Origin of the sequence: Bacillus sp. NPDC077027 (assembly GCF_050269555.1) — a bacterium.
Lineage (GTDB): Bacteria > Bacillota > Bacilli > Bacillales > Bacillaceae > Bacillus.
This window is the reverse complement of the sequence record NZ_JBNNIO010000001.1, coordinates 843,056-862,517: the sequence shown is the minus strand read 5'-3', so window position 1 is coordinate 862,517 and position 19,462 is coordinate 843,056. Positions and strand designations below refer to the sequence as shown.

Annotated in this window: 29 protein-coding genes, 1 pseudogene and 1 riboswitch; of the genes and pseudogenes, 3 read left to right on the top strand and 27 right to left on the bottom strand. The window is 37.1% G+C overall.

Features of this window, described 5'->3' with window-relative positions:
• Positions 1-179: 179 nt before the first annotated feature.
• The 8 genes and pseudogenes from pbuX to ACQKEZ_RS04770 form a co-directional block, all read right to left on the bottom strand.
• The gene (pbuX, locus tag ACQKEZ_RS04805) at positions 180-1,502 is read right to left on the bottom strand and encodes a xanthine permease PbuX (RefSeq protein ID WP_427299138.1); all 1,323 of its coding nucleotides are present in this window, start codon (positions 1,500-1,502) and stop codon (positions 180-182) included.
• Positions 1,499-2,083 (bottom strand): xanthine phosphoribosyltransferase, encoded by a 585-nt coding sequence (locus tag ACQKEZ_RS04800; protein WP_427299137.1) that lies wholly within the window; start codon positions 2,081-2,083, stop codon positions 1,499-1,501. Before ACQKEZ_RS04800 ends, pbuX begins: the two co-directional genes overlap by 4 nt.
• Positions 2,084-2,185: 102 nt before the next feature.
• Positions 2,186-2,285, bottom strand: a riboswitch (purine riboswitch).
• A gap of 148 nt (positions 2,286-2,433) precedes the next feature.
• Positions 2,434-3,939, bottom strand: a complete 1,506-nt coding sequence (locus tag ACQKEZ_RS04795; RefSeq protein WP_427299136.1) for a carboxypeptidase M32 — start codon at positions 3,937-3,939, stop codon at positions 2,434-2,436.
• Between the two features lie 116 nt (positions 3,940-4,055).
• Positions 4,056-5,987 carry an ATP-dependent DNA helicase gene (locus tag ACQKEZ_RS04790; protein WP_427299135.1) on the bottom strand — a complete coding sequence of 644 codons (1,932 nt, stop codon included), beginning with the start codon at positions 5,985-5,987 and terminating at the stop codon, positions 4,056-4,058.
• 75 nt (positions 5,988-6,062) lie between these two features.
• Positions 6,063-6,257, bottom strand: coding sequence for a hypothetical protein (locus tag ACQKEZ_RS04785; protein ID WP_427299134.1), 195 nt, complete (start codon positions 6,255-6,257; stop codon positions 6,063-6,065).
• A 172-nt stretch (positions 6,258-6,429) separates the two neighbouring features.
• A pseudogene (locus tag ACQKEZ_RS04780) lies at positions 6,430-7,092 on the bottom strand (THUMP domain-containing class I SAM-dependent RNA methyltransferase); the annotation flags it as partial.
• A gap of 98 nt (positions 7,093-7,190) precedes the next feature.
• Positions 7,191-7,526, bottom strand: coding sequence for a hypothetical protein (locus tag ACQKEZ_RS04775; protein WP_427299133.1), 336 nt, complete (start codon positions 7,524-7,526; stop codon positions 7,191-7,193).
• A 50-nt stretch (positions 7,527-7,576) separates the two neighbouring features.
• Positions 7,577-7,801 (bottom strand): hypothetical protein, encoded by a 225-nt coding sequence (locus ACQKEZ_RS04770; RefSeq protein ID WP_427299132.1) that lies wholly within the window; start codon positions 7,799-7,801, stop codon positions 7,577-7,579.
• Positions 7,802-7,964: 163 nt separating this feature from the next.
• On the opposite strand from ACQKEZ_RS04770, the gene ACQKEZ_RS04765 reads away from it, so the two are divergent.
• A complete protein-coding gene (locus ACQKEZ_RS04765; RefSeq protein ID WP_427299131.1) occupies positions 7,965-8,336 on the top strand; it encodes a helix-turn-helix domain-containing protein in 372 nt (123 codons plus the stop codon).
• Positions 8,337-8,340: 4 nt separating this feature from the next.
• Positions 8,341-8,775 carry a hypothetical protein gene (locus ACQKEZ_RS04760; protein ID WP_427299130.1) on the top strand — a complete coding sequence of 145 codons (435 nt, stop codon included), beginning with the start codon at positions 8,341-8,343 and terminating at the stop codon, positions 8,773-8,775.
• 25 nt (positions 8,776-8,800) lie between these two features.
• On the opposite strand, the gene ACQKEZ_RS04755 is transcribed toward ACQKEZ_RS04760, so the two are convergent.
• The 9 genes from ACQKEZ_RS04755 to ACQKEZ_RS04715 form a co-directional block, all read right to left on the bottom strand.
• Positions 8,801-9,259 (bottom strand): hypothetical protein, encoded by a 459-nt coding sequence (locus ACQKEZ_RS04755; RefSeq protein WP_427299129.1) that lies wholly within the window; start codon positions 9,257-9,259, stop codon positions 8,801-8,803.
• Positions 9,260-9,473: 214 nt separating this feature from the next.
• Positions 9,474-9,938, bottom strand: a complete 465-nt coding sequence (locus tag ACQKEZ_RS04750) for a nucleoside 2-deoxyribosyltransferase (RefSeq protein WP_427299128.1) — start codon at positions 9,936-9,938, stop codon at positions 9,474-9,476.
• Entirely contained in the window at positions 9,938-10,255 is a 318-nt protein-coding gene (locus ACQKEZ_RS04745; RefSeq protein ID WP_427299127.1) for a hypothetical protein, read from the bottom strand. Before ACQKEZ_RS04745 ends, ACQKEZ_RS04750 begins: the two co-directional genes overlap by 1 nt.
• A gap of 100 nt (positions 10,256-10,355) precedes the next feature.
• The gene (locus tag ACQKEZ_RS04740; RefSeq protein ID WP_427299126.1) at positions 10,356-10,886 is read right to left on the bottom strand and encodes a DUF4352 domain-containing protein; all 531 of its coding nucleotides are present in this window, start codon (positions 10,884-10,886) and stop codon (positions 10,356-10,358) included.
• A 100-nt stretch (positions 10,887-10,986) separates the two neighbouring features.
• Positions 10,987-11,250, bottom strand: coding sequence for a hypothetical protein (locus tag ACQKEZ_RS04735; RefSeq protein ID WP_427299125.1), 264 nt, complete (start codon positions 11,248-11,250; stop codon positions 10,987-10,989).
• The gene (locus ACQKEZ_RS04730; protein WP_427299124.1) at positions 11,247-11,618 is read right to left on the bottom strand and encodes a GIY-YIG nuclease family protein; all 372 of its coding nucleotides are present in this window, start codon (positions 11,616-11,618) and stop codon (positions 11,247-11,249) included. The genes ACQKEZ_RS04735 and ACQKEZ_RS04730 overlap by 4 nt, the downstream gene beginning before the upstream one ends.
• A gap of 44 nt (positions 11,619-11,662) precedes the next feature.
• Complete coding sequence (locus ACQKEZ_RS04725; RefSeq protein WP_427299123.1) at positions 11,663-12,046, bottom strand: hypothetical protein; 384 nt, start codon at positions 12,044-12,046, stop codon at positions 11,663-11,665.
• Entirely contained in the window at positions 12,036-12,389 is a 354-nt protein-coding gene (locus ACQKEZ_RS04720; protein WP_427299122.1) for a hypothetical protein, read from the bottom strand. The genes ACQKEZ_RS04725 and ACQKEZ_RS04720 overlap by 11 nt, the downstream gene beginning before the upstream one ends.
• A complete protein-coding gene (locus ACQKEZ_RS04715; RefSeq protein ID WP_427299121.1) occupies positions 12,386-12,955 on the bottom strand; it encodes a hypothetical protein in 570 nt (189 codons plus the stop codon). The genes ACQKEZ_RS04720 and ACQKEZ_RS04715 overlap by 4 nt, the downstream gene beginning before the upstream one ends.
• Positions 12,956-13,126: 171 nt before the next feature.
• Here ACQKEZ_RS04715 and ACQKEZ_RS04710 point away from each other — a divergent pair, with 171 nt between their 5' ends.
• Complete coding sequence (locus ACQKEZ_RS04710; protein WP_427299120.1) at positions 13,127-13,552, top strand: helix-turn-helix domain-containing protein; 426 nt, start codon at positions 13,127-13,129, stop codon at positions 13,550-13,552.
• A gap of 35 nt (positions 13,553-13,587) precedes the next feature.
• On the opposite strand, the gene ACQKEZ_RS04705 is transcribed toward ACQKEZ_RS04710, so the two are convergent.
• From ACQKEZ_RS04705 to ACQKEZ_RS04660, 10 genes are all read right to left on the bottom strand, one after another.
• Positions 13,588-14,088, bottom strand: a complete 501-nt coding sequence (locus ACQKEZ_RS04705; protein ID WP_427299119.1) for a hypothetical protein — start codon at positions 14,086-14,088, stop codon at positions 13,588-13,590.
• A gap of 6 nt (positions 14,089-14,094) precedes the next feature.
• Positions 14,095-14,304 (bottom strand): hypothetical protein, encoded by a 210-nt coding sequence (locus ACQKEZ_RS04700; protein WP_427299118.1) that lies wholly within the window; start codon positions 14,302-14,304, stop codon positions 14,095-14,097.
• Entirely contained in the window at positions 14,289-14,816 is a 528-nt protein-coding gene (locus tag ACQKEZ_RS04695) for a hypothetical protein (protein ID WP_427299117.1), read from the bottom strand. The genes ACQKEZ_RS04700 and ACQKEZ_RS04695 overlap by 16 nt, the downstream gene beginning before the upstream one ends.
• Entirely contained in the window at positions 14,816-15,247 is a 432-nt protein-coding gene (locus tag ACQKEZ_RS04690) for a hypothetical protein (RefSeq protein ID WP_427299116.1), read from the bottom strand. The genes ACQKEZ_RS04695 and ACQKEZ_RS04690 overlap by 1 nt, the downstream gene beginning before the upstream one ends.
• Before the next feature lie 112 nt (positions 15,248-15,359).
• The gene (locus ACQKEZ_RS04685) at positions 15,360-15,590 is read right to left on the bottom strand and encodes a hypothetical protein (RefSeq protein WP_427299115.1); all 231 of its coding nucleotides are present in this window, start codon (positions 15,588-15,590) and stop codon (positions 15,360-15,362) included.
• Positions 15,591-15,601: 11 nt separating this feature from the next.
• On the bottom strand, positions 15,602-16,168 hold the full coding sequence (locus ACQKEZ_RS04680; protein ID WP_427299114.1) for a 3'-5' exonuclease: 567 nt from the start codon (positions 16,166-16,168) through the stop codon (positions 15,602-15,604).
• A 108-nt stretch (positions 16,169-16,276) separates the two neighbouring features.
• Positions 16,277-16,423, bottom strand: a complete 147-nt coding sequence (locus ACQKEZ_RS04675; RefSeq protein ID WP_427299113.1) for a hypothetical protein — start codon at positions 16,421-16,423, stop codon at positions 16,277-16,279.
• Entirely contained in the window at positions 16,423-18,783 is a 2,361-nt protein-coding gene (locus ACQKEZ_RS04670; RefSeq protein ID WP_427299112.1) for a DNA polymerase, read from the bottom strand. The genes ACQKEZ_RS04675 and ACQKEZ_RS04670 overlap by 1 nt, the downstream gene beginning before the upstream one ends.
• Before the next feature lie 104 nt (positions 18,784-18,887).
• A complete protein-coding gene (locus ACQKEZ_RS04665; RefSeq protein WP_427299111.1) occupies positions 18,888-19,160 on the bottom strand; it encodes a hypothetical protein in 273 nt (90 codons plus the stop codon).
• On the bottom strand, positions 19,160-19,462 hold the full coding sequence (locus ACQKEZ_RS04660) for a PQ-loop domain-containing transporter (RefSeq protein ID WP_427299110.1): 303 nt from the start codon (positions 19,460-19,462) through the stop codon (positions 19,160-19,162). The genes ACQKEZ_RS04665 and ACQKEZ_RS04660 overlap by 1 nt, the downstream gene beginning before the upstream one ends.

Below are 19,462 nucleotides of genomic sequence, written 5' to 3'. Positions count from 1 at the left end.
TCTTCACGTCACAATTCAGTCAAAACATTTTCCTGCGGCTAACTTTTTGTCTTGACGACAATTGATAAATATTGGATAATATATATGAAAACATGATGTAGTTTTCCTCCTTCACAGGTTCGTTCGCCAAGCGAACCTGCTTTTTTTGTATAAAAAAACATCTCCCCTAAAGAGAGATGTCAAATAGCAGATTGTTTTGCTTCTTCCATATCCGTTGAGTGACGAGCGTCCTTTTTCAGCGGAATCATATGATAAATGATATGAAGCAGTATCGCTGTAAAACTCCCAGCAACAATTCCGTTACTTGTGAGCAATTTCAGTGATTCTGGTAGTTGTTCAAACATTTGAGGCACTACGGTAACACCAAGACCGATGCCAACTGAACAAGCCACAATAAGCAAGTTCTCCTGCTTGGAGAAATCAACGCGTGAGAGCATTTTAATTCCGTAAGCAATGACCATTCCAAACATAGCGACCATCGCACCGCCAAGTACAGCCTTTGGAATGATGGTCGTAAAGGCAGCGATTTTCGGGAAAAGACCAAATATCATTAACAGTCCACCTGTTACCACAATCACTCGGTTCTTTTTCACACCCGTCAGTTGAATGAGACCAACGTTCTGTGAATAAGCAGTGTATGGAAATGCGTTAAAAATCCCACCTAATAAAACAGCGATTCCCTCTGCACGATAGCCTTTTGCTAAATCCTTCTCCTTTAACTTCCGCTCCGTTAAATCACCTAACGCAAAATAAACACCAGTTGATTCAACTAATGACACGATGGCAACAAGTGTCATCGTAATAATCGGCGTCAGTTCAAAGGTAGGCAATCCAAAATAAAATGGTTCAATCATTCTGAATACGTGGGCACGGGCAACTTCAGCCGTTTCTACCTTTCCCATCATTGCTGCAACACCAGTTCCAATTAAAATCGCGATCAGAATCGCAATCGCCTTTGTGAAACCTTTTGTAAAGCGATATAACAGGACAATGATCAATAACACGAGAAATGCAAGTCCAAGATTGTCGAAAGAACCGTAATCAGGACTCCCCTCACCGCCTGCCATATTGTTCATTGCCACAGGAATAAGTGTAATTCCGATAATCGTCACAACTGATCCTGTCACAACAGGAGGGAAAAATTGAACAAGCTTCCCAAAGAAAAATGAAAGAAGAATCACCAAAAGACCCGATGCAATAATACTCCCATAAATAGATGGAATCCCATATTTCGAGCCAATGGCAATCATTGGAGAGACGGCGGTAAATGTACAGCCTAATACGACCGGTAAACCAATCCCAAAAAAGCGATTTTTCCACACTTGTAGCAGTGTTGCTACGCCACACATGAAAATATCGGCTGAAATCAAATACGTGAGCTGTGCTGGAGTTAACCCAAGTGCATCACCTACGATAAGCGGGACAAGTACTGCACCTGCATACATGGCTAAAACATGTTGAATGCCAAGTGAAAAGGTTTTGGCATGCTTTGCAGTACTCATGATCGAACCTCCCGTAAAAATGTGACTTTACCGTTTTCAAGTGATTGAATCCGTGCTAGTGACTCCACTCGATATCCCAATTGATTCAATTCCTCTCTACCAGGCTGAAATGATTTCTCAATCACAATGCCAAACCCTGCAATCTCAGCTTTTGCTTGCTCTGCAATTGTAGCAAGCCCTTTTGCTGCCTCTCCATTAGCTAGGAAATCATCAATAATGAGAAGTCGGTCTTTTTCATTCAAATGTGTATGAGAAACAGCAATTGTGCTTTCTGTTTTTTTTGTAAAGGAGTATACCTTCGCAGTAAGCAGGTTCTCTGTTAATGTGAGCGATTGACGTTTTCTTGCAAAGACAACAGGTACTCCAAGTGCAAGACCCGCCATGACTGCTGGTGCAATACCTGATGATTCAATCGTTACGATTTTCGTGATTTTTTCATGTTCAAACAATCTAGCAAACTCTTTACCAATCTCATGCATCAAGACAGGATCTATTTGATGGTTTAAAAATGCATCGACTTTCAACACTTCATTTGAAAGCACAATTCCTTCATTCTCTATTTTTTGATGTAATAATTCCATTTTCTTTTCCCTCCAGCATGTTTAAAGAAATAAAAAAAGCATTGCTGTCCATAAAGGAGCGAGCAATGCTAAAACGGTACTAAAGACCTTCATCCATCGTTAATCCGTTGCGTGCTCACTCATAGTCGGACGGTATCGGTGTCCGGTAGAAACTTGCGTGCCATCATCACGCGATTATATGAGTGTTTCATAGTGTTCAAATTATAACAAGATTTCGAGCAGTTGGAAAGCTCTTTTGCTGAAAATTACCGAACTTAAATCACATTCATGATCAAAATGTTCGTTTTTTGAAAATTCATACGAATATACACACGTAAAAACGCCCTATTTGAAAAAGGGCGCTTTTATTTTTATGAAAGATACAGTTTTGTATATTTTTCTGTTAAATAGTCAATTAAATATTGAACATTTAACTCTTCTCCTGTTGCATCCTGAATGATTTCAGATGGTTTCTTTCGTTTCCCGAACTGATGTACATGTTCAGTGAGCCACTCTTTAATTGGAGCGAAGGAACCATTATGGATCAGTTCATCAAACTCTGGTAAATCTTGAAGCATTTTATGCTTTAGCTGCGCTGCATACATGTAGCCTAGTGCATAAGATGGGAAATAACCAAAGCTTCCATCTGACCAATGCACATCTTGCAAAATACCTAGTGCATCGTTTGGAGGTGTAATTCCTAAATAAGCTTGGTATTTTTCATTCCAAAGTGCAGGAAGATCTTCTACAGCTACCTCTTCATTAAAAATCGCTTTTTCAATTTCATAGCGAATAATAATATGGAGTGGATATGTCAGTTCATCCGCTTCGATTCGGATAAACGTTGGTTTTGATTCATTGACTGCATGAATAAATTCTTCAAGCGACACGTCCTTGAATTGATCTGGAGATGCCTCTTGCAACTTTGTATAATGTGTCTTCCAGAAGTTTTCGTGTCTACCGATGAAATTCTCGAAGAATAATGATTGAGACTCATGTATGCCCATTGAAGTACCATCACATAGATTCGTTCCACTTAGGACCTCATCAATGCTTTGCTCATAAATCGCATGACCACATTCATGTATGGTACCAAACAATGCCATTCTAAAGTCGTGCTCATCATAGCGTGTTGTTACGCGAACATCCCCTCTGCTTAAAGTGACTGCAAATGGATGCACAGTCGTATCAAGACGACCAGCGTCGAAATCATACCCTAGTTCTTTTAAGAAGAAAAGGCTTAATTCTTTTTGTTTTTCAATTGGGAAGCTCTTTGATAAAAATGAAGTATCTGGTTTATTTGGTGAAGCCTCAATTTTTTTAACGAGAGGTACGATGGCACTTCGAAGTGCACCAAATAGTTGATCAAGCTGTTCAACTGTCATATCTGGTTCATAATTATTTAATAAAACATCATATGGTGTCTTCTTTACTCCCCAATATTGAATAAATCGCTTGTTAAACTCAATTAGCTGCTTTAAATATGGAGCAAATAGCGAAAAGTCTGATTTCTCTCTTGCCTCTACCCACACGTGTTCAGCTTTCGATTGAAGAATGGAGTATTCCTTAAACTCTGCTTTTGGGATTTTACTATTTTCATCATAGTCCTTTTTAGCAAGCTCAAGTGCTTTTTGAGTATCAGATGATAGCTGTGTTTGATCCTCAGCTAACGCGGAAAGCAAATCGCGCATTTCATCTGATGTCTTCATGTTGAAAATATCACTTGATAATTGTCCAATCGTTTCAGCTCTAAAGTCTGCCCCTTTTTTCGGTGACTTTGTTCGCGAATCCCAGTAAAGTAAATGTAAAGCTTCTGTATAATGAGCAATTTTACCCATTAATTGATAAAACGCTTTTTCTTTCGCTTCAAGACTCATACGTGGTTTTCCCCCCGTTAAATAGATAATATATGTACGTTTCAAGGCTACTTCAACGGATGATCATTTGTCAATTAAAAAGAGGAAGATACTCACAAAGTATCCTCCCCTTACGATTATTGAACCGTCGGTTTGACTGGTAAAACAGATTCAATTTTGCTTTGTAGCGCTAAATCTTCAACGTGGTTATAGTAAAGATGGATGGTTCCTGAATCTCTGCTTGTACGAATTAGCCTACCAATTCCTTGTCTAAGACGAAGTAGCATATACGGGATATCCACTTCTGCAAATGCATCTTTTGCTTCATTTCGCTTCGCTTCAAATACTGGATCGTGCGGTGGATAAGGAAGGCCCCATATGATGACATTTGTAAGTGAATCTCCTGGAATATCTAATCCTTCCCACAGGTGGACGGAACAAAGGACAGACGATTCTTCAACTTGGAACTTTTGAACAATTGTACTAATCTCTTCATCCCCTTCGAAATAAACTGTGAATGGAAGCGTTGCTTCAGATGATTCAAGCTGCTTTCTAAAGAGATTTAATTCATCAAAAGACGGGAATAAAATGAGCGAGCGCCCTTCGTTCTCATCAAGCGTCGCTATTACCTGTTTTCCTTTTTCTTCAACGGAAAGTTGCGTTTTGATCCCGTGGAAAGAGATGCTCATCTGCTGTTCATAGTCATAAGGAGATGCGACACTCATTGATAAATAATCTTTGATACCAAGGCTTTCAGCTAAATACTCAAATGATTGATTTTCTGAAAGTGTAGCAGAAGAGAAGATATAAGGGATTTTTTGCGAAAATACTTTTTCCCCCAGAACTTCTGCAACGGTTTTTGGCATAACAACAAAGGTCGTATCCATCTCTTGTTTTTCAAGCCAGCTGATGGCATTTTTTTGATAAAGTGAAAGCGAATACGCCATTTGTTCAATATATTCTTCAACAACGGACAATTCATATTGATCAATCGTATACATTTCTGATTCAAAGACTAGTGCTTCCCCAATTTTTTCAAGTAAAGCACATAACTCCATCGCGGAGCGCTTTACCTCGTGATCATTGGTAATTTTAAGTCGATGTGAACCTTTCACTTCTTTTGCACTTGTTTTTAATAAGTAGAAAAACTCATCGTTCGTTGCAAGTGCATCTTCAACAAGCTCTGCAAATTCTTCTCTGATGTCATTTTGAAGAAGACGCTCTAAAAATGTTTCAAGTGTTGATTGTTTGACGCGGTATGTCAGCGCTTTTTGCGCTGCAAATTCGAGCAGATGCCCTTCGTCAAAAACAACAGAACTATGCTCTGGAAGAAGTGGAAGCTGGCCCTCACGCTTCCTTGATTCTTTAGTCCATACATGCTCCATATAAAAATCGTGCGAACAAATGATTAAATCTGACGCTTTTCGATAGTGATCTCTCGATAAATTTAAACCACAGCGATGGCGAAGATCACATGTCAAACAATCCTGAAATGAATCATAGCCAATGCGCGTCCATTCATCATTAGATAGCTCTGGAAACTCTTTGCGATCTCCATACGGATAAAATTTTTGCATCCCGTGTGTTTCGTGAACAAAGGAAGGCAATGATTCATAAATATCCAACCATTTCTCATCATCTTCACGTTGCATCGTTTTCTCTAATTTTTTCAAACATAAGTATTGATCGTGCGATTTGCTCAGTCTAGCATCTATTTGAATGTCTAAATGACTTGCAATCTTGTAAATATCGCCTTCTTTTTTGACGAGCTGTTCAATCAACGTTTCATCAGCACATGCAATAATCGCTGGTTTCCCCGTATATCTTGCATAAGTCATTGCAAATAGAAGATAAACAATGGTTTTGCCTGTGCCTACCCCAGCTTCAGCAAACATCACACGTTTTTCCTTAAAGGCTCTTTCAAGTTGAAATGCCATAAATATTTGTTCATCTCGAAGATCAAAGCCCTTGTCTGGTAAGATGTCATAGAATACATCACCAATCCAGTTGCCCAGTTCTTCATAAAAATTATGTTCTTTCGTTAATGAAAAAGGCAAACGAGACGTCACCTGCTTCAACCCCCAACTATTGGATCATTCAGACTTTCAATAGTAACACTCCCAAGGGGGAAAGACAATCCTTTTTTAGGATGAACGATGATGATGCGGTTGTCTGACAAGAAAAGCATGGTCTGTACTGTTTCGATGGGCTAGTGCAAGCTCTAAGTTCATCCTCGCTGTTTCTAACTCAACAGATTGTCCAGTTTCATTGTTGTGTAGCTCCTGCGATGTAGATGTGAGTGCTTTTTGAATTAACTGAAATTGATCATGATAAATCATAGGGACACCTCTTTTTTTAAAATCAAGTTCAGTTTATTCAGTCCGCAAACGATTTATACCTCCTGATCTGAAAAGTTGCTTAGTATATCCGATGAAACAGACATATTTACCAATTAAAAAAGCCGATCACATCATGCCATTTGTGTGATCGACTTTTTTCAACTATAAGTATTTACTTTGTATTTCTCGAAGGACGTTTTCCCCAGTATTGATAATAATCTGTTTTAATAAAGCCATTAAATAGCTTTCTTTTTTTGGTCGCTTTCTTACCGTAGCATTCCTCAAATTGTTCATGTGAAGTGAGCATATAAATCGACCATGTATCTAATGGTTTGAATGCCTTACCCATCTCTTGATACATTTTTTCTACCGCGGGCTTATCACTGAGTCTTTCGCCATAAGGCGGATTTCCAATGATGACACCGTATTCGTCTTTTGTCTGGAAATCTTTCACCTGCATTTGCTTAAACTCAATGAGACCATTTAACCCTGCTTCTTCTGCATTTAATTTGGCGATCTCCACCATTCGATGATCAATATCGCTTGCTATAATATGAAGAGGCTGATCATAGTTTGCCCTTTCCTCTATTTCATTTCTAGCCTCTTCCCATACATCTTGTCCAATCCATGGCCAAGACTCAGAAACAAATTCCCGGTTAAAACCTGGTGCAATATTTTGACCAATGAGCGCCGCTTCAATGGCAATCGTTCCGGATCCGCAGAATGGATCAACAAACGGACGGTCAGGCGTCCAGTTCGTTAATAAGACAAGAGCTGCCGCAAGCGTCTCCTTAATTGGCGCTCCGCCTTGATCGACACGATAACCACGTTTATGTTTTTTCCTAAATTACTCTAGTTTCAAAAGTAAATAATTAAATCCTTAAACCCTAGTCAATACTGAGTTTGCATGAAATTATTTCAACTGTCTTTGTATCAGTAGTTAACTTCTCTGATTTTACATCCAGTGAACACAGATACTAGGTCTAAGATTCCTGAGTTCTGAAATTTGGACATGACTTTAACAAAAATCTCAAACTCCTCAGGACTTATATCATGTTCAGGAGGAACAGCTATTTCTAGTAAGCCACCTTCATCCAGTTCCTCAGAGTCTATTTTCTGTTTAAACTCAAGAGCAACCTTCTCCTCACTATCTGTTAAAGAATTATCACAGTTAAGCCACCTAAAATAACATGATTCAGCATAATCCAAAAACTCTGACCAAACTGTTTCCCACTGCTCTTTTTCCTCATATGAAATTTTTTCTTCCATATTAATAACTATCCCCTCCCCATAAAAAAAAGAGAACATTTCTGCTCCCATCATTTTATCACAAAGGCGAATATACAATCAATGATCATCATTAACACACTAAATATCATACAGCCATAGAACCAAAGCCAATCAGAAACTTTAATGTTCTCCTCATCAAAAAAGAACAGGTTCATTCTTTTCCAAAGCCACATCCTATTTTTTTCCTCTTTCTGTTTCGCCTGTAATTCTTTATACTTAATTTCTGTCATAACGCCATCATTAAACCTAATCATAATTAATCCCCCATTCTTTTTTTACAGAATACTGATTTTACAGGATACTGTAATTACAGTAACATGCAATTTAATGAATGTCAAACTTTACTTTTGAGACATTTACTGCAATGATTTTGGGTAGGGTATCCTCATAGGAAGATGGAAAAAAGGAGTAAGCGAAATGGTGCAGCTAAAAAATGTGGGTAAAAAGATAAAGTTAAAAAGAGTGGAGTTAGGTTTGACATTGGAGCAAGTAGCCAAAAAAGTAGGAGTAACAGCGAATTATATTAGCCTGATAGAAAGGGGAAAGAATACGCCAAATGCAGATATAATAGATAAACTTTCTAAATTGTATACTATTGACAGGGATGAATTGTATGAACACTATGGGAAAATACCTGCCACAGTTGCTGAACAGATTGAGCAATCTGAAACATTAAAGAAAGCAATCAGTAACATTGGTAAGGATGAAAGATTGACAGATGAGGATAGAGAGAATCTGTATGAGAGGCTATTATATTGGCATCAGAAAGCAATAGAAGAAAAGGAATGATGAAATGAGAGGTTTAAATGAGTTCTTGCTTAGACATTTTAGCTATGTGACAACTGTGAGATTAGAGGAACTTATTACATGGACATCAGGAATGGCTTTGGGCTTTTTAATCTGTTTACTTTTAATAGCTAAGTTAGGAACAATTATAAGAGTTGACTATGAGATCAGTTCCCCAACAATGATAAAAGTAAGTAAAGATAAAAGGAAATGGGTTATTGTCCACCCTAGAACACCTATGCAAGTGATTGAGGCTATTTACATTGCAGTGATATGGAGTTTAAAGAGGGTTGATGCTGATATAGAGGTTAAACATGAAGGGCATGACTTTAAAAGAATGCAGGGCATCTTGATAACAATATTTATATTAATGATCATCTTTATAATTACTGGCTTTTGGCTTGCTATGGATGTAATGGGTACAGGAGCAAAGTACAAATAAAGGAGCAGGGATCAATTCCCTACTCCTACTGTATTTTATTTACTCTAATCTGAGTGACAACAGGTGCTTCTTGAAAGTCATATTTTATTAGCTCTTTCATTCCATAAAGTGTAGCGTGTGAACAGTAATCAACAAGTAGTCCTAAGTTAATAAACTCATCTGTATACAACAGAATGACTTTTACCCCCCTTTCCCATGCCATAGCAGTTAACCAACCAATACCCGCCCTTGAATAGCCATCTACCACAAGAACTAAAAAATCCATTTTACCCTCAATAGCAGACAGAATAAGATCAAAATAGTAGCTGACCCAATCGCTGTCATGTACTGTTGGATTTTCAAAAAAAATTGTCAATTCTTTACCCAAAGAAACCATTTCACTCACAGAATCATTCTTCTGTATGTATTGTTCTGCCTTTTTTACCTTTGCAACCTGTTCTTGGGTGGTAATTGATCCTACAATGGCAACTCTGACATTGTTCATAACATTTCTCCTTTTTGCTTTGGCTATTCCTCAATCTATCCTGATAGAAACCTAAATTAAAGAACTCCTTTAATTTTTAAAGTCACACTTTATACAAGTGCTTCTCCAATGTTAACAAAACTATTCATAGAATTTCAATCAGAAATATTTGGAATTATTCTGTTTTCAAATAGAAAAAAAGCCCTGCTATTAACAAGGCTTTCTGACATCTATATTACAATACTTTTCCAGTGAATCTAATGCCTTGCTGAGTATTAAAGTCATAATGAGCTAGTGCCTCAGCACTTTCTAAATATGCTTGACAGCTTTCAGAGAGCATGAGATTTACAATCCCACCCTTTTCATGGATCAGGATGACAGGTTTCCTAGTGGCAAAAGCATAACCAAGTTCCCAAGCTGTTCCACTGTCTACATGACCATGTATATTGCCATGAAGAACTGTGTTACCCTCAAAATCAATGACTCCTACAACAACATCCGCCCAATCAATATGGTAGACATCATTCTTGAAAATCTCCTTGCTCCATTCAGGAGTACCAAAAGGAATATGGTCTAGCTGTTGATTTCTTGGTGAAAAATATTCTGATACTGTTGAGTTCTGCTCTAGTGCTTTCTCAACCCTTATCACTGTGTTGATCTGTTCATCTGAGAAGAATGGAGACGCAAGATAAACCCTCATTATTCTGCTTCCTCCAATGCTTTTGCCATTGCTGTGACCGCTGCAATTCCAATCATATAAGCCATTTCCTTGCCTTTAATGGCAACTTGAATTGCGGACTCAATCTCATCATCAGTTCCACCAAGTGTATAATATTTATTTAACTGCTCATCAATTTCAGAAGCTACAGGAAGTAATCCAAGAGCAAGTAACGCAGGAATATTTTCATTTTCTTCTTCAACAGCTTTATCAATTGATATGCCAGTATCAGCAATAAGTACCATGCCCTCAATAATCTTTTTAAGTACAGGCTCTTTAATATCAGTTGTGTTTTTCATTTTGTTTCCTCCTAATGGTTGTCTTTCTTTCATGACTATAATTAGAAGGTTGATATAAAGTGTGACAGGTACAAAAAAAGAGAGCAGAAATGCTCTCAATTTACTTAGGAATAATGTTGTATTTGATTTCTTTGTCATCAAAGGAGAAAGAAGGTTGATAAATCATCTCATAACTCTTGTTCTTAGGTACATCAAAGAATAAATGCCCTGATAGCTTTTTCCCTTTGTTTAAATCACCTGAGATAGCCATTTCACTATATCCATAGTAGCTGTCCAATTTGTTTCCATCATTATCATACAAGTTAAACTCTGTGTTATCAATGAATGCCTTGTCATCCCCTGAGTTCTTAGTTTCAACAGTTAGATCAAGGACATTGCCTTTTTCAGCAGTTGAATACTGCTCAGGCTTTTTGAATGTGGCACTTGTAATAGTGATTTCAAGACCATTAACATTGATAGTGTCTCCAACTTTGAAAACCTCATCTTTTTTCTTCTTCTCTTTCTTTTCCTTCTGTTCAGCACTTGCTTTCTTGCCTTCTACTTTCTGAACATCTGTTTCACCACATGCGCCAAGTAAAACAGCACCAAGTAAAACTCCTGCCAATACAGTCATAAACTTTGTCTTTTTCAAATTAAATCCCCCTGCTAGAATATGTAGTATAAATTTACTATGACTAGAGTAGCATAATTACAGTATCCTGTAAATATTTTTTTTAATAAATTAAGGTAGCTCATCTAATATCAGCTAATTCCTCCTTTGTCACATATGCTTTTCCTATTTTTGTTCTTACAACATAAGTCAGTCCAAGTATATCAATAATTAATCCTTCTTTTCCGCCAAATCTGTAATCATCCAAATAAGAGATTGTTTCAATATCTGTACATCCTTCTTTCTGTATTTCATCTCCTGTCTTAACCCTAACCTTATCCCCAACAGAAAATGAAACTGTTTTTTCTTCTTTTTCAAGGTACTGAAAGATGTCAAGCTGTGTCATATTTTTTCTCTCCCTGTCTTTTGAATGTTAAATCTAGGATTAAGTACAGCAATCAAATAACTTTCATACAGTTCCTGATATACCTTATCACTCTCATAAAACACATTTACATAAGAATCAGGATGGGCATTGGTGAACCTGACTAGATCAGCATTCCCCTTTTTAGACTGTAAGTGTTCAGCAACCCTCTTCCCTACATTGTTACTGATTCCTACATACAGAGGCTCATGATGCTTGGTGTAAAAAATGTATACCCCTCCCCTTTTTTGAAACCTGCCCCCATCTAACATCTTGGAGACAGTAGTGGATTCATTAATGTTAGGAGTCACTAGCAACCTATCCTCAATCAGTTCCTTTATAGTTACCACTTTTCACACTCCTATAGAAAGAAAGAGAGCCAAAAGACTCTCCATCAATACTCAGCTTTTTTGATTGTTTTTTTAGAAAGACTGCTCATTTTCTTGTTGTATTTTGTATTCAGAAAGTCAATGGTGTCATCTTGGAGTAGATGCTGCTTTCTTGATCTTCTTTTAAGCTGTGTATCAGACATGATAGGAAAGTCGCTGTTAGTAACTTTATCAACATCCTTATTTTTTAGCTCTTGGACAATAATGTAAGAACCTAACAACTCTAAAGTATATGGCTTAGGGATTTTACCTGTGTACTCAAAATAGTGGTTAATCATTTTATCCACCTGCTTGATCCTTTCCTCAACAGGTGGGCAGTCTTGAATCTTCTTACCCGCAAGCTCAAAAGCCTTTTCTTCAAAATCCTCAATGTACTTATTAATGGACATAATGTTTTTCCTCCTCTTTTGCCTTCATCTGCCACTCATCTAATACCTTTTTCAATTTCACAGATAAAAGATCAAGATTAAATTTCACAGCTTGAGGAGTGACATTAAACATCCTTGCAGTTTCCGCTAGGTTGTATCCTTTATCCCAAACTAGACCAATAGTTCTAAGCTGTATATCTGTTGGTACTGCTTTTTCTAAAGCTCTTTCAGAGTCAATCAGAAGATGAATACTTTCAACATCCCCTTGTTCTGCATATGCATAAAGCATCTGTTTGCTCTTTAAAGCCTTCTCAATTTCTGCCAATGTGTAGCTATCTTTGGTAGCTCTACCTAATGCGCTCATTTGATCACCTTTCCTAACAAAGCAGTAATACTTTTCTCAAGTTCATCAATTGAACCTGCATTTTCTATGACATAATCAAACTCGCATGAATGGACAATCTTCTCTGTTTCATGATTGAAAGAATCCTTATTAAAGGAATCACCTGCTGACCTTGCCCTTTCAACTCTTACCTCATAAGGAGCAATGACTTTGATGATAATAAATCCTTCTTCCTTCAACCTTTTAACCTCATTAGGCTGTCTAACATCAGATACAATCATATTGGTTTTTCTAGTTCTATTTGCGAACCTGAATAAAGTAGTTTGGAAAAGGTAATTAATCCAAACATCAGGATCAAACTTTCTCATGACTTCTCCTATATACTGTAGTGCCTCTCTTGGCTTACCTTCATCATATAAATGAGGCATGAATGTTTTTATAATCCAGTGAATCCCTGTAGAAAACTGAAATTCCCATGTGCCAAAAGATAATTTATTAAGTTCATGAGTAAGTAACTCTTTTACAGTGTCCTTACCTGCTCTCATTTCACCTAAAATCCCTATTTTTAAAGGTTTTGTCTGCTCCATAAGTATCCTCCTATTACAGTTGTGAGTTATTTCCTCACATCTATAATTAGAAAAAAACTTGTATCTGTGACAGAATCCTGCTATTATAAGTAGGTGTAATAACAGAATGCTGTATAAAACTAATTAAAATTGAACATAATAAACTTAAATATATAAAGTGAGGTTTCTTCAATGAAAAAGCGTAAAGTTCAGGAGATAATAAATAGTAGTCATTCTTTACTAGGTGAGGCTGTTATTGAAACAGCAGAGGAATTATCTGAGGCTCTATATGTCTTTAAAATTGATGAATTGATGAAAGAAAGAGGTATTACACAAACTGAATTAGCCTCTATATCAGGGATGAGGATTGGCACTATCTCTGACCTAGTGAATGGTAAGGGATTAGGTATCAACAAAGTACAATTAGTAGCTCTTATGGTCGCTCTTAGAGTGACTGATATTTCAGAGATACTAGAAATTAGAATCCCTGATAGCATAAAGAACACTTATAAAGAAGAGGCTAGTGAGTGGGTAGAATCTAGGAAGAAACCCTTAGCTATTAAAGAGCGATATAACAAGAACCTGTATGCAAGCTACAAGAAAGCTACACTAGAGTAAACAGAAAAGGAGAGGCATTCAGCCCCTCCTCTTTTTTATTCAGTTGGAATCAGTTTGTACTCTTGGATCAGCTTATCATTTTGGAACACCTGAACCACTTTAAAACCATCTTTATGATTAATGACATCCTTCTGCATGTCTCCAAAATCCTCTGAACTTTCAACACCAGTAAAATCATCTGCATTGTAGACAGATTTCACCTCTTTAAACTGCAAGTCCTGCCCTTGAGATTTTGAAACAGTCCATTCATCAAACATTGACTCATCCTCATTACTGGATAGCTCATCTTTAGAAACATCTGCTACCCAATGCAATAACTCAGGATGTCCTTTATGATGTTCTACAGTAAGGAACTGAGGCTCATCAACTCCATCAATATTAAATTTTACTAATACATCTGCCTCAGTAATTGACCAACTGTTGATTTTGGCATCCTCAGCCTCTGTCTGTACCTTGATAGCTGTATTCTCAACAACCTCAAGCAATTTCTTAGCTAGTAAGTCAACATTCATTTCCCCAACTATAGTAACTTTCATTTATATTTACCCCTCTGCTGTAATTTTATATATGTCTAAATCAGAGAAAACACAGTTCTCTTTACAATATTTATAACCATCATGCACATAGATTTCCTGACCTTCTGTAATGTCCTCATTACAGTTCCTACATTCTGCCACTACTTGAGGCTCATCTTTTTCATCAGGCTCTGCAAACCTTGACATAGTGTCTAATCTGCTCACCATTTCTTCCATGCCTTCTTTTTCTTTGGTTTGAATAGCTTCCATAAGATAGTGCCAATGACTGTGAAGGCAATCAATGTGATTAAAATACTGATCCCCTCAGCTACTGGATTGGGATTGTATGTCTGTGTTTGTGGTGTGCCATTTACAACAACTGTCTGATGATGGTTCATCATCCCTGCCATAAACATGAAAGGAAGCCAGTCAGTAGCAGTATTATTGTAATAATGGTTGTTTACAGTCTTTGAATTACTGTTGTAATGCTTGCCTGTACCTGTGTAGCTCTTTGACTTGCTGTCAGTACCTGTTTTAGACTTACCAACTACAGACTTTGAGCTTTGTGATTTCTTTAAGTTAGCTTTTGGCTTTGTATCCTTTGAAGATTTCCCTAACCAACCTGAACTACTTTTGGTACTAGGTTTGGAGTAGCTTGAACCTGTTTTGCTTTTTGATCCAAAGCTACTGCTTCCCTTACTGCTGTATGAGCTTTTAAATGAGCTTGATCTTGATGATGAGAATGGCATCAGTTGCCCACCTTCTCAAAGAATGAAATTTCATTAAGATCATAAATATCCTCAACATCCCCTAAATCAGAAAATGAGGTTGTCCTAGTAAATCTTTTATATTCGCCATCCCTCATGTAGAAAACTGATTCTCTATTACTAAGTTTGGTATATACCTTATTAAACCCATGAATTTGCCTGTACTCCTCAACCTTCTTAAACCTTGCTGTTCCATAACAACCATACAGGGGAACAAGTGCGCTTTCTGTTGAGGGCTTTGAAATATCTGTTTCAGGTTTGACAATAGCCTTATACATCCCATTAGTCATAACCTTGATCTTACTGCCAATATAATGTGGTACAGTACATTCAACAATCTCAAAAACATCCCCATTTTCAGCATCCCTGTAGATTTCCCATAGTTCATAAGTGCTTTCGCTTTGTGTATACATTCAATTTCCTCCTTAGGATCATTTTCATGACTATAATTAGAAGGTTGATATAAAGTGTGACACTCATTGTGAAAGACATAAAAAAGAGACTGTCATAGACAGCCCCTCCCCTTTATTTAATTTGCTCTATAACAAAGTTCTCTAAGTTGTTCCTCAATTGCAGGGGATGGTTATGATGCACTCTAGCTCCATTGAGATGAATGAAAATAATTGGTGCAAAACCATAAGAACCTGACGGGCTGTATTGCAGTTGAAATTCATCCCCTACAGATAAATCCTTGAAAAACTTTGCTTGAGTCTTTTTCTTAATTTCTTTAACTTTGAATGTTCCTCTTAATATCATCAAGATACCTCCTATACTACTGTTGCTTTAGTTGGTACAAATTTCAAAGGTCTATCCTCAGGCTCAGTCATTACATTAATATAATTGATACCTTTGATGTCACACTCTTCTTTTAAGTAGAGAAAAGCCTGAACTGTCATTTCAACATCTGCCAAAGCCTGATGATGGTTTTTGTACTCAATATCATAATGTTCTACAATCTGCTTTAAACCTGATTTTTTCTCAGGGTATAACAGTTTAAACATTGACTTTGTACAGACAAAATCATTATTATTTCCAAAAGGTAAGAATCCTAAATCAAATGAGGCAAACTGTGCAATGATAATATCAGTGCCTATAAAGTTAGTGACAGCCTGTAGAGCATTTAACTCATCTAATCCAGTGGACAACTTCTCCTCAGTCAGTCCAGTAAGCTCCTTGATAAAATCAGTAAGCACCTGACCTTTTCTCAGCTTTACAAGTACACTCATTCTTCCAACCTCATTAAATTGAGCATCTAGCTTAATTGCTCCAATTTCTGTGACCTGTTCAGACATAGGATTTAAGCCTGTTGTTTCAAAGTCCAAAACTGTGTACATATAATCAACCTCCATAGTTTTCATTACTGTTTCATTTTCATAATTAGATGAAGGAGAAAAAATGTGACAGGTATAAAAAAAGAGACTGTCTAAGACAGCCCCTCCCCTTTATTTTTCCCAAAGATATTCCCATTTCTCATATTCTTCATGTAACTGATCATTAGTATGATCTGCAAAATATTGGACAGAAACATGAACACCCTCAAACTCCCAAATTGACTCTATAATGAATGTTATCTTTTCAGCTCTTGTCATCAAGCTACCTCCTGATACCATTTTTCTTTATTTATACCCTTGCCCCAGGTCATCATAAATTCTGTATCTACTTCAACAGGCACATCTAGTTTCACAGCATTCATCATCAGAGATTCAATGTGTTCCACTTCTTCTTTCTTGATGTCATTAGGAACTTCTAGCAGCACCTCATCATGAATAGTTGCTAACATCTTATAAGCCTCATACCCAAGCTCATCATTTCTCTGCCTGAAATACTCATAAATGCTGATCATAGCAATTTTCATGATTTCAGCAGCAGTACCCTGAATGATAGCATTCACAGATTGTCTCTTTACTCTGCTGTACTCTTTAGCTATCTTCCAGTAGGCTCTTTTTAAGTCTCTTGGTAGCTCTGATACCCATATGTTTTTTGGTACTTCTCCAAGTATATTAATGATTTTTTTTTCAACAGCATGATACTGTTTGGCAACCTCAATATGACCTATGAACCTTCTCTTTCTACCATGCAGTGTTTCAACATATCCTTTTTCATCAACTGATTTATGAGTGTTTTCTACAAACTCAGCTAGATCAGGGTATGCTTTGAAAAAGTCCTCAATCAGCTTTTCAGCCTCATAGACAGGGATACCCCCCAATTGTTCTGCCAGTGTAAATGGGGATGTTCCATACAAAATAGCTAATAATGCTGTCTTTGCCATCTTTCTTGGCTGTAGCTTGATCCCATATTCAGGAGGAGCATAGCAACCATCTAGACAGTATTCAATAGGTAGCTTAAACACATTGGAAGCAAGTGACGCATACAGATCAACCTTATCCCAATAGGCTTGTTTCATAATGGAATCATTGGCGATATGTGAGGCAACTCTTGGCTCAATGGAGCTAAAGTCAATACCTATGATCACTTTTCCTTCTGAGGCTTTGATCAGATGTCTTGCTCTCATAGGAAGGTTTTGTAAGTTAGGTTCTTTTGATGAAAATCTACCTGTCGCTGTACCAATCTGATTAAATACACCACAAAGCCTCTTTGTATCATTCCTTACTTTCTGAGGCAGTGGCTCAACATAAGTGCTTAACAGTTTATTCAGTTCTCTGTATTCAAGTAGGATAGAAATTTCTTCATTATCTCTAGCTAACTGCTTGAGAGTTTTTGCATCTACTGATCTTTTCCCTGAAATATCTTTCAATCTCATCTGATCATAGAATAGAGTCTGTAACTGTTTAGGGCTGTTTAGATTTACATCCCCCCACATTTTCATCAGTTTCTTCTCAAGATGTTTCACCTGTTTTGCAAGCTCAACCTTGTACTCCATTGAATAGTCAAAGTCAATTGAAAAACCTGTATCCTCCATATCAATGCAAATAGGAGTGATTTTCTGTTCCATATTAAAGTAGACATGATATAGTTTTGGCTGTTTGTTCATCATTTCCAACTGCCAGTACATCAATCTCAATGTAAGATGAGTGTCTTTGGAAGCATAGTAAGTGGCAAGCCTCATATCTGCTGTAATAAAGTTTTGTGGGTTCTTACCAAACAGAGTTCCAAAGTCAATACTCTTATCTTCAAACCCAAAGAACTTACCATACTTTGTGGCAATTGCTTTCAGTCCTAGCTCATCATTCTCATTCAGGACAGCTTGAGCAATCATGGTATCAAAATAGATGTTATCTCTGATGTTAATTCCATCTTTCAGCAGCATATGAGCATCAAATTTACTGTTGTGTAGGGCAAGTTTTAGACCTTTTCTTTCAAGGTGTTTTTTCAGTTTCTTACAAACCCACCCCCTGCTTAATTGAGTAATATCTGTGATATGTGCATAAGGAATATAGAAATGCTCATCAACAGCAATATCATCCATAATAAAGCTCAGGCTGATCCCCACTGTTCTATCAATCCATTGAACACCTGTTGTCTCTGTGTCCAAACCAACCACTGAATCTCTTTCAAATGCCAACTCTAGTAACTGATCAACCCTGTCAAACTCTTTTTCGCTTGTGACAGTGTGGTAATTATTAGGCAGGTTTTTGATATAATCCTGAACAATGGAATCCCTTCTCTTTTCCTGTAACAGCTTATAGAGATTTAATGCATGAGACTTACTGAAATTCTTTAAGGAATCAACACCTTTTGTAAGCTCACCTTGTTCAACAGCAGTCTTTACATCAATTAATCTTTCCTTATCCTTTGGCGTGATTTTGGTCTGAAAGATACCTGCCTTATGCCTTCCAGTAGATGTAGGATAACCACTGATCCAAACCTCATCCCATGTTGGCTCATACATTTTCGCTTTCTTCTTTATAGTTGCGTCTTTTACTCTTTGTTCTGCTTTCTCCTGTTTACTCATTTCTTCACCTGTAAAAAGGTTGATTTTAAGTTCCACAGAAAAACCTCCCTAAACATAATCCAATTCAGGACTATAATTAGAGAGGTTTATATTAGTGTGACATCATCAATCCATATTTCTTTTTATATCATCAAAATGTTTCACGCTTTTTCTGCTAAAAGCTCAACCACTAGCTCTGAAATGATAGCATTGGAAACATCTGACAGGTTGGCTGCAAATTCTTTGTTCACCTTTTCCTGCTCATCTTCTGACAACATTGCAAATTCCTCAAGAGAAACTCCTGCAAATTCAATAGCTTGTAAATTTTTAATGGCTTCTATTTCTGTTTTTGAAAGGATTTTCTCATCATTCTCAGCCACCCAATTATGGACAGCCATTAGAGTAATTAGTTTTCTTTTAGTAGAGTTAGTCATTATTTCAACCCTTTCTTGCTTTTAGACACATAGTAAAGGACAAGTCCAAACTCAATACCTGATAGAATAGTTGAGACTGTATTTGTCAGGAAGAACGCTCCTGCTGTACCAACAACAAAGAACATATACACTGCGTAAATCTCCATGAATACAATGCCTGTAAAGATGCCACCAAGATACAACATACTAAAGTCTTTTACTGATTTTGTTTTGATGATTTTGATGATCTGTGGAATATAACCCACTGCTAGAATGAATCCACCAATTAACTGTAATAAGTTGAAAAATGATAATGCTGTCAT

What these genes read in the sequence shown, in the direction of transcription:
- ACQKEZ_RS04675 (WP_427299113.1), bottom strand. Translation starts at nt 16,423, where the DNA reads ATGACAAGAGCTGAAAAGATAACATTCATTATAGAGTCAATTTGGGAG.
- ACQKEZ_RS04685 (WP_427299115.1), bottom strand. Translation starts at nt 15,590, where the DNA reads ATGATATTAAGAGGAACATTCAAAGTTAAAGAAATTAAGAAAAAGACT.
- ACQKEZ_RS04735 (WP_427299125.1), bottom strand. Translation starts at nt 11,250, where the DNA reads ATGACACAGCTTGACATCTTTCAGTACCTTGAAAAAGAAGAAAAAACA.
- ACQKEZ_RS04660 (WP_427299110.1), bottom strand. Translation starts at nt 19,462, where the DNA reads ATGACAGCATTATCATTTTTCAACTTATTACAGTTAATTGGTGGATTC.
- ACQKEZ_RS04770 (WP_427299132.1), bottom strand. Translation starts at nt 7,801, where the DNA reads ATGATTAGGTTTAATGATGGCGTTATGACAGAAATTAAGTATAAAGAA.
- ACQKEZ_RS04760 (WP_427299130.1), top strand. Translation starts at nt 8,341, where the DNA reads ATGAGAGGTTTAAATGAGTTCTTGCTTAGACATTTTAGCTATGTGACA.
- ACQKEZ_RS04755 (WP_427299129.1), bottom strand. Translation starts at nt 9,259, where the DNA reads ATGAACAATGTCAGAGTTGCCATTGTAGGATCAATTACCACCCAAGAA.
- ACQKEZ_RS04680 (WP_427299114.1), bottom strand. Translation starts at nt 16,168, where the DNA reads ATGTACACAGTTTTGGACTTTGAAACAACAGGCTTAAATCCTATGTCT.
- ACQKEZ_RS04725 (WP_427299123.1), bottom strand. Translation starts at nt 12,046, where the DNA reads ATGTCCATTAATAAGTACATTGAGGATTTTGAAGAAAAGGCTTTTGAG.
- ACQKEZ_RS04800 (WP_427299137.1), bottom strand. Translation starts at nt 2,083, where the DNA reads ATGGAATTATTACATCAAAAAATAGAGAATGAAGGAATTGTGCTTTCA.
- ACQKEZ_RS04715 (WP_427299121.1), bottom strand. Translation starts at nt 12,955, where the DNA reads ATGGAGCAGACAAAACCTTTAAAAATAGGGATTTTAGGTGAAATGAGA.
- ACQKEZ_RS04785 (WP_427299134.1), bottom strand. Translation starts at nt 6,257, where the DNA reads ATGATTTATCATGATCAATTTCAGTTAATTCAAAAAGCACTCACATCT.
- ACQKEZ_RS04665 (WP_427299111.1), bottom strand. Translation starts at nt 19,160, where the DNA reads ATGACTAACTCTACTAAAAGAAAACTAATTACTCTAATGGCTGTCCAT.
- ACQKEZ_RS04710 (WP_427299120.1), top strand. Translation starts at nt 13,127, where the DNA reads ATGAAAAAGCGTAAAGTTCAGGAGATAATAAATAGTAGTCATTCTTTA.
- ACQKEZ_RS04720 (WP_427299122.1), bottom strand. Translation starts at nt 12,389, where the DNA reads ATGAGCGCATTAGGTAGAGCTACCAAAGATAGCTACACATTGGCAGAA.
- ACQKEZ_RS04750 (WP_427299128.1), bottom strand. Translation starts at nt 9,938, where the DNA reads ATGAGGGTTTATCTTGCGTCTCCATTCTTCTCAGATGAACAGATCAAC.
- ACQKEZ_RS04795 (WP_427299136.1), bottom strand. Translation starts at nt 3,939, where the DNA reads ATGAGTCTTGAAGCGAAAGAAAAAGCGTTTTATCAATTAATGGGTAAA.
- ACQKEZ_RS04745 (WP_427299127.1), bottom strand. Translation starts at nt 10,255, where the DNA reads ATGAAAAACACAACTGATATTAAAGAGCCTGTACTTAAAAAGATTATT.
- ACQKEZ_RS04695 (WP_427299117.1), bottom strand. Translation starts at nt 14,816, where the DNA reads ATGCCATTCTCATCATCAAGATCAAGCTCATTTAAAAGCTCATACAGC.
- pbuX (WP_427299138.1), bottom strand. Translation starts at nt 1,502, where the DNA reads ATGAGTACTGCAAAGCATGCCAAAACCTTTTCACTTGGCATTCAACAT.
- ACQKEZ_RS04690 (WP_427299116.1), bottom strand. Translation starts at nt 15,247, where the DNA reads ATGTATACACAAAGCGAAAGCACTTATGAACTATGGGAAATCTACAGG.
- ACQKEZ_RS04705 (WP_427299119.1), bottom strand. Translation starts at nt 14,088, where the DNA reads ATGAAAGTTACTATAGTTGGGGAAATGAATGTTGACTTACTAGCTAAG.
- ACQKEZ_RS04775 (WP_427299133.1), bottom strand. Translation starts at nt 7,526, where the DNA reads ATGGAAGAAAAAATTTCATATGAGGAAAAAGAGCAGTGGGAAACAGTT.
- ACQKEZ_RS04765 (WP_427299131.1), top strand. Translation starts at nt 7,965, where the DNA reads ATGGTGCAGCTAAAAAATGTGGGTAAAAAGATAAAGTTAAAAAGAGTG.
- ACQKEZ_RS04700 (WP_427299118.1), bottom strand. Translation starts at nt 14,304, where the DNA reads ATGGAAGAAATGGTGAGCAGATTAGACACTATGTCAAGGTTTGCAGAG.